We start from the raw sequence: 11,855 nt of genomic DNA, 5'->3' as shown, positions 1-11,855 counted from the left end.
GGCTCGACTACTTGAGGAAGTCGGGGACGTCGAGGTCGTCGCCCTCGTCGAACGTCACCTGCCGGGGCGGCTGCTGCACGGGCTGGGCGGGCGCGTGGTGCTGGGCCTGCGCGTGCTGCGGCTGCTGCGCGTGCTGGGGCTGCGCCTGCTGGTGCTGCACCGGGGCCGGGACCTGCTGCTGCGTCGGCAGCTGCTGGGCGGGCTGGGCCTGCGGGGCCGCCGCCGGCGCGGAGTGCTGGGGGGCCTGCTGGCCGTGGGCGACTCCGTTGGTGGTCTGCGCCACGCCGTTCGAGTGCTGCGGAGCCTGCTGGGGTGCCGGCGCCGCGGGACGCTGCTGAGGTGCCGGCTGCGACCGCCCCATGACCTGGCCGAGCGCGCGGTCGTCGTGTCGCTGGCTGGGACCGCCGCTGTCGAAACCGGCGGCGATGACCGTGACCCGCACCTCGTCACCGAGGGCGTCGTCGATGACGGCACCGAAGATGATGTTGGCCTCGGGGTGGGCGGCCTCCTGGACGAGGCGGGCGGCCTCGTTGATCTCGAAGAGACCGAGGTCGCTGCCGCCCTGGACCGAGAGCAGCACGCCGTGGGCGCCGTCGATCGAGGCCTCGAGCAGCGGGCTGCTGATGGCCAGCTCGGCGGCCTGGACGGCGCGGTCCTCGCCACGGGCCGAGCCGATGCCCATGAGGGCCGAGCCCGCACCCTGCATGACCGACTTGACGTCGGCGAAGTCGAGGTTGATCAGGCCCGGCGTCGTGATGAGGTCGGTGATGCCCTGGACACCGGAGAGCAGGACCTGGTCGGCCGAGCGGAAGGCGTCCATCATCGAGACGTTGCGGTCGCTGATCGAGAGCAGCCGGTCGTTGGGGATGACGATCAGGGTGTCGACCTCCTCGCGGAGGCTGCCGATGCCGGACTCGGCCTGGTTGGCGCGGCGGCGACCCTCGAAGGTGAACGGTCGCGTGACCACGCCGATCGTCAGGGCACCGAGCTCGCGGGCGATACGGGCCACGACGGGCGCCCCACCGGTGCCCGTGCCGCCCCCCTCGCCGGCGGTCACGAAGACCATGTCGGCCCCCTTGAGGACCTCCTCGATCTCCTCGGCGTGGTCCTCGGCGGCCTTCTTGCCGACCTCGGGGTCGGCGCCGGCGCCGAGGCCGCGGGTGAGCTCGCGACCGACGTCGAGCTTGACGTCGGCGTCGCTCATGAGCAGCGCCTGCGCGTCGGTGTTGATGGCGATGAACTCGACGCCCTTGAGGCCGACCTCGATCATGCGATTGATGGCATTGACGCCGCCGCCGCCGATGCCGACGACCTTGATGACGGCCAAGTAGTTCTGCGGTGCTGCTGCCACGAGAGTGGGCCTTCCTGACTGGTGGTGCCGGTGCTGCGATGGTCTGGGGACGGTGCGTGGAGCTGTCGGTGTCGCGGCTCGTGGTGAGCCTGTAAGCCCTCAAACCTTAAACGTGGAGATAAAGGTTACAGTTGGGTCACGAACCAGTGCCCCGACGGTATGACGAGGCGCAAGGCCGATCAACCCACGCCGCGGCGTGTCGCGACGGGGATTGAGGCATTTGCCGCTAGCGGGTCCCAGCAGCAACAACAGCCCCATCGGACACACGGATGACAGGTGTCAGCACGCTCCCCCGACCGACCCTGCCACGACTCCCGGGCGGACACCTCAACGGGTCACGGGTGACGAGGGCACGCTCACGTCGATGGTCGAACCTGGCTCTGCCATAAGGATCTTCACGAGCTTCGCCTTGCGCTCCCCGTCGCCGGCGCCGCCCCACACGACGGTCTTGCGCCGCTCCCCCGACTGCACCGTGAAGGAGACCTGGTCGGCGGACGACAGCGACACGCCGGACACGTCGGCTCGCACCGCCGCCTCGAGGGAGCCGAGGGCCTGGAGGGCCGCGGTCACGCCGGCCTTCGTCACCTGGTCGGAGCCCGCACTGACGAGGGGCACGCCTGCCGGCGGCGTGGACACGGTACGGAACGCGAAGCCGTCTCGGTCCACCACGTCCACCTGACCTCGAGGGTTGCGCACGGCCAGGACGGCCACCCTGGGGTTCACGTCGATGTGGATGGTGTCGGGCAGGCTCCGGCTCACCGCTACCCCGCTCCAGGCCTTGCCCTCGACCAGACGACGAGCGACCTCGTCGGTGTCGACGCGCATGATCGGCCCGCCGAGGGGCACCGCTGCGACGCTGCGCACCTGCGCGGCACCCGCGGCAGAGACCCCCGTCACCTCGACCTTGGATGCGATGAGCACGCCGCTGAACCAGCCGAGCCAGGCCACGAAGCCCGCCACCAGCACGAGGCCCACGAGCACGCCCGCGACGAGGCGCGGACGACGCCGCGCGGCGGCCGCACGTTTCTCGAAGCGCGTGCGCGACGACGCGAGACCCGTGCCCGCCACCCGCCGGGCCGCCCCCCGCTCGAGCATCACGACGACTCTCCTCCCAGGAGTCGGAGCACCTCGGGGCCGACCATCGTCACGTCGCCGGCACCGACCGTGAGCACGAGGTCACCGGCTCTGGCCAGCGCGGCCACCCGGCCCGCGACGTCGGACCACGAGGGCACGTAGTGGACCTCCGCACCGGCCCGCGCCGCACTGACGGCGTCGGCGACGAGCTGACCCGAGACACCCGGGACGGGGTCCTCCCGCGCGGCGTAGACGTCCATCACGACCACGACGTCGGCCGGCGACAGGCCTGCCCCGAGCTCGGTGGCGAAGTCCCGGGTGCGGCTGTAGAGGTGCGGCTGGAAGACGACGACGAGCCGGCCGGCCTCGCCGACCAGCGCCTTCGCGGTCTCGACGACGGCCGCGACCTTGCCCGCGTTGTGGGCGTAGTCGTCGACGACGACGACCCCGCCGGCCTCCCCCTTGGGTTCGAACCGGCGTCGGGTGCCGGTGAACGAGGCGAGCCCCGCCAGAACCCGGTCGGGCTGCTGCCCGAGTCCGTGGACCGCCGCGGCGTAGGCCGCCGCTGCGTTGAGGGCGTTGTGGCGCCCGGGGACGCCGAGCGTCATCAGCCGTTCGGGCTCCCCCGCAGCGTCGTCGACGCGGTCGGCGCGGGCGACGCGGTCGACGAGCGTCACCGAGGAGGTCACGCCGTCCTGGTGGTGGTCGCCGAGGACGACGTCGGACCCCGGGTCGAAGCCGTACGTCAGCACCCGCGTGCCGGCAGCCCGGGCCCGCTCGGCGAGGGCCACGGCACCCGGGTCGTCAGCGCACGTCACGAGCAGGCCGCCGGGTCGGATCGTGCCGACGAACGCGTCGTAGGCGGCCTCGACAACCTTGAAGTTCGAGTAGAAGTCGAGGTGGTCGGGCTGGACGTTCGTGACGATCGCGACCTCGGGGCGGTAGACGACGAACGACCCGTCGCTCTCGTCGGCCTCGACGACGAAGACGTCGTCGGACCCGTCGTGGGCGTTGGTGCCGTGCTTGGCCAGCTCGCCGCCGACGGCGAACGACGGGTCGAGGCCGCACCCCTGGAGCGCCACCGTGAGCATCGAGGTGGTCGTCGTCTTGCCGTTGGCGCCGGCGACGGCGACCGGGCGCCGTCCGTGCATCAGCGCGGCCAGCCCCTGGGCCCGGTGCAGCACCGTCGCGCCGCGCTCGCGGGCCGCCACGAGCTCGACGTTGTCGTCGCGGATGGAGCTGCTCATGACGATGGCGTCGGCTCGCTCCTGGTGGCCCTCGTGGAAGCCGACCCAGACGCCGGCCCCCTCGCTCTCGAGGGCCTTGAGCACCGGCACGTCCTTGGCGTCGCTGCCGGTGACGCGTATGCCGCGGGCGAGCATGATGCGCGCGACGCCCGACATGCCGGCGCCGCCGATCGCGAGGAAGTGCACGTGGCCGAGGTCCGCGGCGTTCGGCACCGGGGCCCGGAAGTCGAAACGAGCCGACGCGAACGGGTCGTCGACGGTGGGCGTGCGCGGGCTCTGGGTCACGGGGTCCGGCTCTCTGCTGCACGGTCGACGAGGTCGGCGAGCTTCTCGTCGGCGGCGGGCTCACCCAGGGAGTGGGCGGCCGCGGCCATCCGGGACACCCGCTCGGCGTCGGTGGCGAGCGGGAGCAGCTCGGCGTCGATCCAGGCCGGCGTGAAGTCGCTGTCGTCGACGACCACGCCTCCACCGGCGGCGACGACCTCTGAGGCGTTGGCCCGCTGCTCGCCGTTGCCGACGGGCAGGGGCACGTAGACAGCGGGCAGCCCGACCGCGGTCAGCTCGCAGACGGTGTTGGCACCCGACCGGGCCACGACGAGGTCGGCGGCGGCATACGCGAGCTCCATGCGGTCGGCGTAGGGGACGACGACGTACGGGGCGCCCTCGGCCGGCGCCTCGGGGGCGAACTCCTTGCCGAGGCCGGTCACGTGCAGCACCTGCACCCCGGCGCGGCTCAGCGCCTCGACCCGCGCCCGGAACGCGTCGTTGAGGCGCTGCGCGCCGAGCGACCCACCGGTGACCAGCACGGTGGGAAGGCCCGACCTCAGGCCGAAGTGCGCGATGGCCTCGGGTCGCATCGCGGCACGGTCGAGCGTGGCGACCTCGTGGCGCAGGGGCATGCCGATGCGCTGGGCGCCGGGCAGCGACGTGCTGGCGAAGGTGGTCGCGACCGCAGTGGCCCACCGAGCGCCGAGCCGGTTGGCGAGCCCCGGCCGGGTGTTCTGCTCGTGGATGACGATGGGGACGCCGCGGCGCCGCGCGGCGAGGTAGGCGGGCGTGCTGACGTAGCCGCCGAAGCCCACGACGACCTCGGCCCCGGTTTCGTCGATGGCCCGGCCCGCGGCGTCGACGGCGGCCTTGAGCCGGGCAGGGAGGCGCAGCAGGTCGGCGCTCGGGCGGCGGGGCAGCGGCACCTTCGGCACGACCGCGAGGTCGTAGCCACGGGCCGGCACGAGGCGCGCCTCGAGGCCCTCCTGCGTGCCGAGCGCGGTCACCCTGATGTCGGGGTGGCGGCGCCGCAGCGCGTCGGCGAGGGCGAGCAGGGGCGACACGTGGCCGGCGCTGCCTCCCCCGGCGAGCAGGACGGAGGTGGGCGAGGACAGGGGGATCACCGACTTCTGCGACGTTGCGGAACGGACCGCACCCGGGACGGGAGCACCGAGAGCGACCGACGGACGAGGCTGGGGCGTGCGTCGAGCAGCGCCTTGCAGCCGGGCTCGTTGCGGGCGAAGGACAGCAGGATGCCCAGCGCCACGAGGGTCGTGACGAGCGAGGAGCCGCCCGCGGAGACGAGCGGCAGCGGCACGCCGATCACGGGGAAGAGACCGATGACTGCACCGATGTTGATGATGGCCTGTCCGAGGAGCCAGGCCATGATGCCGAACCCGGCGATGCGCACGAAGCGGTCCTGGGTGCGGCTGACGAGCCGGAAGCACGCCCACGCGAGGATGCCGAAGAGGAGCAGGATCATCAGCGTGCCGGGCAGGCCGAGCTCCTCGCCGATGATCGCGAAGATGAAGTCGTTGTGCGCCTCGGAGAGCCACTCCCACTTCTCCTTGGACGCCCCGAGCCCGACGCCCCACCAGCCGCCGTCGGCCAGCGCGTAGAGCCCGTGCACCGACTGGCCGCACCAGCCGTCGGGGTCGGCCTGGCAGGTCGGGTCGAGCCACCGGGCGATGCGGTCCATGCGGTTGCTGCTGCCAGTCACCATGACGGCGACACCGACGGCCGCGAGGGCGCCCGCGATCGCGAAGACGCGCATCGGGGCTCCCGCCACGAGCAGGACCGCCGCGATGATGACGAGCACGACCATGGCGGTGCCCAGGTCGTGCCCGGCGAGGATGAGCCCGAGCACGACGGTGGCGACGGGGATGAGGTAGGGCAGCGCGACGTGCAGCATGCTGGCCATCCGCGATGCCTTGTTGGCGAAGATGACGGCCCCGACGAGCACGAGACCCACCTTGGCGAACTCGGCCGGCTGGAACTGCACCGGCCCGAGGGCGATCCAGTTGCGGTTGCCGTTGACCGTCTTGCCGAACGGGATCACGGCAGCCAGCAGCAGCACCGAGACCACCATGGTCGGGAAGGCGAGGCGCTTCCACCAGCTCACGTCGAGCCGGCTGGCGAGGCCGGCGAGGACGGCGCCCACGACGGCGAAGAGCAGCTGGCGCACGAAGATCGAGTACGAGGCCTCGTCGGCGATGAGCGCCTCGACGCTCGACGCGGAGAACACCATGATCAGGCCGAAGACGACGAGCGTCGAGGTGGCGCCGAGGATGAGGTAGTAGGTCGTCAGCGGCGACTCGAGCTTGCCGATGACGGGCAGCGGGCGCGGCCCGGTGGAGGCGGTGCCCGCCTTGTCGTCGGCGGTCGTCGCGCTCACTCCGGACCCCCGTGTGCCTCCAGGTGCCGCCGGACCGCCTCCTCGAAGGCGTCTCCGCGGGCCCCGTAGTTGGTGAACATGTCCATCGACGCGGCGGCAGGAGCGAGCAGCACGACGTCGCCCGGCTGGGCGAGGCGGGCTGCCTCCCTGACGACACGGTCCATGACTCCAGTGTCGGTCTCGGACACGTCGACGACCGGCACATCGGGCGCGTGTCGGGAAAGGGCGAGGGCGATCTGGGCGCGGTCGGCGCCGATGAGAACGACGCCACGCAGCCGCGAGGCCATCTCCTCGACGAGACTGTCGACGTCGGCGCCCTTGAGCAGGCCGCCCGCGACCCACACGACGGAGTCGAAGGAGCGGATCGCCGCCGCGGCGGCGTGCGGGTTGGTCGCCTTCGAGTCGTTGACGAAGCGCACCCCCTGGACCGTGGCGATCTCGGCGATGCGGTGGCGGTCGGGGCGGAAGGCACGCAGCCCGTCGCGCACGGCCATGGGGCCGACGCCGTACGCCCGCGCCAGGGCGGCGGCGGCCAGCGCGTTCGCGACGTAGTGGGGCGCGACCGAGGGCGCGTCGCCCTGGAGGTCGGCGAGCGTGCACAGCTCCGCGGCGGAGCGCTGCCGCTGCTCGACGAAGGCGCGGTCGGCGAGGACGTCCTCGACGATGCCGACCATCGAGGGCGCCGGGATGCCCGTCGTGAAGCCGATGGCGCGGCAGCCCTCGACGACGTTGGCCTCCATGACGAGCTGCTCGGTCTGGATGTCGGCGACGTTGTAGATGCAGGCGAGGTGGGTGTTCTCGTAGATCTTGCCCTTGGCGCGGAGGTACTCGGCGTAGCTGCCGTGCCAGTCGATGTGGTCGGGGGCGACGTTGAGCACGGCCGACGCGACGGCGGAGATCGAGCGTTGCCAGTGCAGCTGGAAGCTCGAGAGCTCGACGGCGAGCACGTCGTAGGGCTCGGGGTGCAGCACCGCCTCGAGGAGCGGCGTGCCGACGTTGCCGGCCGACGTCGCGCGCAGGCCGGCGTGCTGGAGGATCGAGGCGAGCATGTTGACCGTCGTGGTCTTGCCGTTGGTCCCCGTCACGGTGAGCCAGGGAGCGGCGCCCTCGCGCGCCCGCATGCGCCAGGCCAGCTCGACCTCGCCCCACACCGGGATGCCGGCCGTGGCGGCCGCGAGCATGAGCGGGTCGTGCGGTGGGACGCCCGGCGAGGTGACGACGAGCTCGGTGCCCGGGGGCGGCTCGACGACGTGCTCGGGCCCGAGGCGCACGTCGACGTCGAGGATCCCGAGGATGGTCGCGCGCTCGGTGATGACGTCGGTGGCGTCGCGCGAGACGACAGTGACCCGCGCCCCGCGCTCTGACAGCGCGTCGGCAGCGGCGAAGCCGGAGACCCCGAGGCCGACGACGAGCACGTTGATGCCGGACCAGTCGGCGTCGCGGTGGGTCAGGCCCTCTCGGGGCTCGTAGGTGGGGTCGAAGGTCACTGGGAGCCCACCACCCACTCGGCGTAGAAGACGCCCAGGCCGAAGGCGACGAAGAGTCCGGCGATGATCCAGAAGCGGACCACGACGGTGACCTCGTTCCACCCGACCATCTCGAAGTGGTGGTGGAGCGGTGCCATCCTCAGCACCCGTTTACCGGTGGTCTTGAACGAGGCGACCTGCGCGACGACGGAAAGGGTCTCGAGGACGAACATGCCGCCGAGGATCACGAGCAGCATCTCGGTGTGCGTCGTGATGGCGAGGCCCGCGAGCGCGCCGCCGAGGGCGAGCGAGCCGGTGTCGCCCATGAAGATCTTCGCCGGCGTCGCGTTCCACCAGAGGAACCCGAAGCACGCGCCCATCCCGGCCGCGGCGACGAGGGCGAGGTCGTGGGAGTCGCGCACCTCGTAGCACTTGATGCCCGGGTTGGTCTGGCAGTTCTGGTTGTAGGTCCAGATGCTGATGAGGACGTACGCGCCGAAGACCATCGTCGAGACGCCTGTCGCGAGGCCGTCGAGGCCGTCGGTGAGGTTCACGCCGTTGGAGGCGCCGGCGATCATGACGTTGGCGAAGATGACGAAGAGGATGACGCCGACGACGGTGCTGCCGCCGAGCGCGAGGCTGATGTTGGTGTCGCGCACGAACGACACGAGCAGCGACGCGGGCGTGCGGTACTGCTCGTTGGGGAACTGCAGCGCGAGGCCGGCGAACGTGATGCCGACGAGGGCCTGTCCGAGCAGCTTCTGCTTGGAGCGCAGTCCGAGGCTGCGTTGCTTGCGGATCTTGATGAAGTCGTCGAGGAAGCCGACGAAGCCGAGCCCGGCCATGAGGAAGAGCACGAGCAGCCCACTCGCCGTCGGCGGGTTGAGGGTGAGCACGTGTGCGAGGAAGTAGGCGCCGAGCGTCGCGGCGAGGATGACGGCCCCGCCCATCGTCGGCGTGCCGCGCTTCGTGTGGTGCGAGGTCGGGCCGTCGTCGCGGATGAACTGGCCGTAGCCGCGCTTGACGAGGAACTTGATGAACAGCGGGGTGCCGAACAGCGAGATCAGCAGCGAGATGGACGCTGCGAGGAGGACGCCCTTCACCGCGCCACCGCCTCGGCGGCGAGGCGGTCGCCGAGCCAGCGCAGACCGCTGTCACGGCTCGACTTGAGCAGCACCACGTCGCCGGGCCGCACGCGCGACGAGATCAGCGCGTAGGCCTGGTCGGTGTCGGCCACCCACTCGGCGCCCGGGAACGCCTCGGCGATGGGGCGCGCCCCCTCGCCCACGGCGACGACGTGGTCGAGACCCAGCTCGGCGGCATACGCCCCCACGCCCGCGTGCTCGGCGTCGCTGTCGGCCCCGAGCTCGAGCATCCCGCCGAGCACGGCCCACCGCTCCCCCGTCGTCGTCATCGCGGCGACGGCATCGAGTGCCGCCCGCATCGAGTCGGGGTTGGCGTTGTAGGCGTCGTTGACGACGACGACCCCGTCGGGACGGTCGGTGATCTCCATGCGCCATCGGCTCACGGCCTCGGCGGCACCGAGCCCGGCGACGACCTGGTCGAGCGAGAGGCCGAGCTCGAGAGCGGCGGCCGCGACGGCGAGGGAGTTGCCCACGTGGTGGGCTCCGCTCTGGCGCAAGGAGATCGACGCGGTGCCCTGCGGGCACACGAGGGTGTATGCCGCCCTGCCGCGCTCGTCGAGCACGACGTCCTCGGCGCGCACGTCGGCATCGGCCGAGAGCCCCACGAGCTGCACGCGTGAGCGCAGACCGGTGGCCATGGCGGCGACCACGGGGTCGTCGGCGTTGAGGATCGACAGGCCTTCGGCGGGCACCGCCTGGGGCAGCTCGGCCTTGGCGATCGCGATGTTGTCGCGCGAGCCGAACTCGCCGACGTGCGCGCTGCCGACGTTGAGCACGATCGCCACCTGCGGGGGCGCGATGCGCGTGAGGTAGTCGATGTGGCCGATGCCACGGGCACCCATCTCGGCGACGAGGAATCGGGTCGTCGGGGTCACCCGGCACACGGTCAGCGGGACGCCGATCTCGCCGTTGAGCGAGTTGACCGGTGCGACGGTCTCGGCCACGGACGAGAGCACGGAGGCCAACAGGTCCTTGACGCTCGTCTTGCCGGACGAGCCGGTGATGCCGACGACGCGCAGCTCGGGGGCACGGTCGACGACGCCGCGGGCGACGCGACCGAAGGCCGTCTGCACGTCGTCGACGACGACGCACGGCAGGCCGTCGACCGCCCGCGAGGTCAGGGCTGCGACGGCCCCGGCTGCGGCCGCGGCCGGGACGTAGTCGTGCCCGTCGGCCGTCTCGCCGACCCGGGCGACGTAGAGGCTGCCGGGCTCGCACTCGCGCGAGTCGGTCGTGACGGTGCCCTCGACCGAGATCTCCTCCGGGGCGGTGGTGCCGTGCACCTCGCCCCCGGTGAGGTCGCGGATCTCACTCAGCGACAAGGGGATCACGCCGTCACCCCCGAGGAGGTGGCGGCTGCGAGGGCGGCGCGGACGGCGTCGCGGTCGTCGAACGGGTGCTTCACTCCGTGGATCTCCTGACCCTTCTCGTGTCCCTTGCCGAGCACCACGACGGTGTCGACAGGGCGGTCGTCCCCCGAGTGGACCACCGCGAGCGCGATGGCCTCGGCGATCGCGCTGGCGCGCGTGCCGCCGTCGATGATCTCAGTCGCCCGCGCGGCGCCGTCACGGACCACCTGCTGCGCCCCCTCGACGACCGCCGCGCGGATCTCGGCGGGGTCCTCGGAGCGCGGGTTGTCGTCGGTGACGACCACGACGTCGGCGCGGCGCGCAGCGGCGGCGCCCATGGCCGGGCGCTTGCCACGGTCGCGGTCGCCACCGGCGCCGAGCACGGCGATGAGGCGGCCCTCGGTCGTGGAGCGCAGGGCCGAGAGCGCCGCGTCGACGGCATCAGGGGTGTGCGCGAAGTCGACGATGCACCGGGGCCCGTCGGGGCCACCGGGGGCGACGACCTCCATGCGCCCGGGCACGTCGGGCTGCACGGCCATCGCGGCCTCGACGTCGGCGGGCTCGACGCCGAGCCGTAGAAGGGCGAGGGCCGCCAGGGCGGTGTTGGCGACGTTGAAGTGCCCGGGGAGGTGCGAGACCAGCGCGAGCGCGGCTCCCGTCGCCCGCTCCCGCAGGTGGAACGCACCGCCGGACGACTCCTCGACGGTCCAGTCCGCGTCGGCCGGGTCGGGCGTCCCCGCCTCGGGCCCGGACCCCGTCGCGAGCGTCGTCGTGGGCACTCCGGACTGCTCCGCCAGGCGGCGGCCCCACGCGTCGTCGACGCAGACGACCGCTGCGCGGGCGCGCCGCGCGGTGAAGAGCGACGCCTTCGCGGCGAAGTAGTCGTCCATCGAGTCGTGGAAGTCGAGGTGGTCCTGGGAGAGGTTCGTGAACAGGGCCACGTCGTAGACGACCCCGTCGACCCGGTGCAGCTCGAGGGCGTGGCTCGAGACCTCCATCACACAGGCGTCGATGCCGCGCTCGCGCATGACCCCCAGCAGTGCGTGGAGGTCGGTGGCCTCCGGGGTCGTGCGCACCGACTCGATGCGCTCGTCGCCGATGCGCGTCTCGACGGTTCCGATGAGGCCGGTGCGCCGGCCGAGCGCGCGCAGCGCCGACTCCACCAGGTACGCGGTGGTCGTCTTCCCGTTGGTGCCGGTGATCCCGACCATGGTGAGGTCGGCCGACGGGTGCCCGTAGACGAGGTCGGCGACGTCCCCGAGGACGGCTCGAGGGTCGTCGACCACGAGGACCGGCACGGCGCAGCCGGCGAGCCGGTTGCCGCCCTCCGGGTCGGTCAGGACGGCGACGGCCCCGGCCTGCACGGCGTCCTCGGCGAACCGCGCCCCGTGCACGTTGAAGCCCGGCAGGGCGGCATACAGGTCGCCCGGGACGACGGCACGGCTGTCGAGCGTGACACCGGTCACGAGCACTCCGTCGGCCACTCCGTCGGCCAGTCCGTCGAGCTCGGCCGAGGCCCCGATCCGGGCGGTCAGGTCGCGGAGGTGCACGCGCGACGAGG

General features: G+C 72.5%; 9 protein-coding genes. All 9 read right to left on the bottom strand.

What is annotated here, in order from left to right; translation table 11 throughout:
* Positions 1-7: 7 nt before the first annotated feature.
* The gene (ftsZ, locus tag ACYVNR_RS02345) at positions 8-1,351 is read right to left on the bottom strand and encodes a cell division protein FtsZ (protein WP_045193087.1); all 1,344 of its coding nucleotides are present in this window, start codon (positions 1,349-1,351) and stop codon (positions 8-10) included.
* A gap of 327 nt (positions 1,352-1,678) precedes the next feature.
* Complete coding sequence (locus ACYVNR_RS02340; RefSeq protein ID WP_461046369.1) at positions 1,679-2,446, bottom strand: cell division protein FtsQ/DivIB; 768 nt, start codon at positions 2,444-2,446, stop codon at positions 1,679-1,681.
* The gene (gene murC, locus ACYVNR_RS02335) at positions 2,446-3,957 is read right to left on the bottom strand and encodes a UDP-N-acetylmuramate--L-alanine ligase (protein WP_461046293.1); all 1,512 of its coding nucleotides are present in this window, start codon (positions 3,955-3,957) and stop codon (positions 2,446-2,448) included. Before murC ends, ACYVNR_RS02340 begins: the two co-directional genes overlap by 1 nt.
* A complete protein-coding gene (gene murG / locus ACYVNR_RS02330) occupies positions 3,954-5,063 on the bottom strand; it encodes an undecaprenyldiphospho-muramoylpentapeptide beta-N-acetylglucosaminyltransferase (protein WP_461046292.1) in 1,110 nt (369 codons plus the stop codon). Before murG ends, murC begins: the two co-directional genes overlap by 4 nt.
* Positions 5,060-6,334, bottom strand: a complete 1,275-nt coding sequence (ftsW, locus tag ACYVNR_RS02325; protein WP_045193084.1) for a putative lipid II flippase FtsW — start codon at positions 6,332-6,334, stop codon at positions 5,060-5,062. The genes murG and ftsW overlap by 4 nt, the downstream gene beginning before the upstream one ends.
* Positions 6,331-7,821, bottom strand: coding sequence for a UDP-N-acetylmuramoyl-L-alanine--D-glutamate ligase (murD, locus tag ACYVNR_RS02320; protein ID WP_461046289.1), 1,491 nt, complete (start codon positions 7,819-7,821; stop codon positions 6,331-6,333). The genes ftsW and murD overlap by 4 nt, the downstream gene beginning before the upstream one ends.
* A complete protein-coding gene (gene mraY, locus ACYVNR_RS02315; protein WP_045193082.1) occupies positions 7,818-8,903 on the bottom strand; it encodes a phospho-N-acetylmuramoyl-pentapeptide-transferase in 1,086 nt (361 codons plus the stop codon). Before mraY ends, murD begins: the two co-directional genes overlap by 4 nt.
* On the bottom strand, positions 8,900-10,276 hold the full coding sequence (locus ACYVNR_RS02310; RefSeq protein WP_461046287.1) for a UDP-N-acetylmuramoyl-tripeptide--D-alanyl-D-alanine ligase: 1,377 nt from the start codon (positions 10,274-10,276) through the stop codon (positions 8,900-8,902). The genes mraY and ACYVNR_RS02310 overlap by 4 nt, the downstream gene beginning before the upstream one ends.
* Positions 10,273-11,844, bottom strand: coding sequence for a UDP-N-acetylmuramoyl-L-alanyl-D-glutamate--2,6-diaminopimelate ligase (locus ACYVNR_RS02305; protein ID WP_461046285.1), 1,572 nt, complete (start codon positions 11,842-11,844; stop codon positions 10,273-10,275). Before ACYVNR_RS02305 ends, ACYVNR_RS02310 begins: the two co-directional genes overlap by 4 nt.
* Positions 11,845-11,855: the final 11 nt, after the last annotated feature.

The organism is Terrabacter koreensis (genome assembly GCF_054783315.1).
This window is presented reverse-complemented; position numbering and strand designations above follow the sequence as displayed.

Excerpts from the sequence above, each read along its gene's own strand:
- ACYVNR_RS02340 (WP_461046369.1), bottom strand. The coding sequence starts at position 2,446 with ATGCTCGAGCGGGGGGCGGCCCGGCGGGTGGCGGGCACGGGTCTCGCG.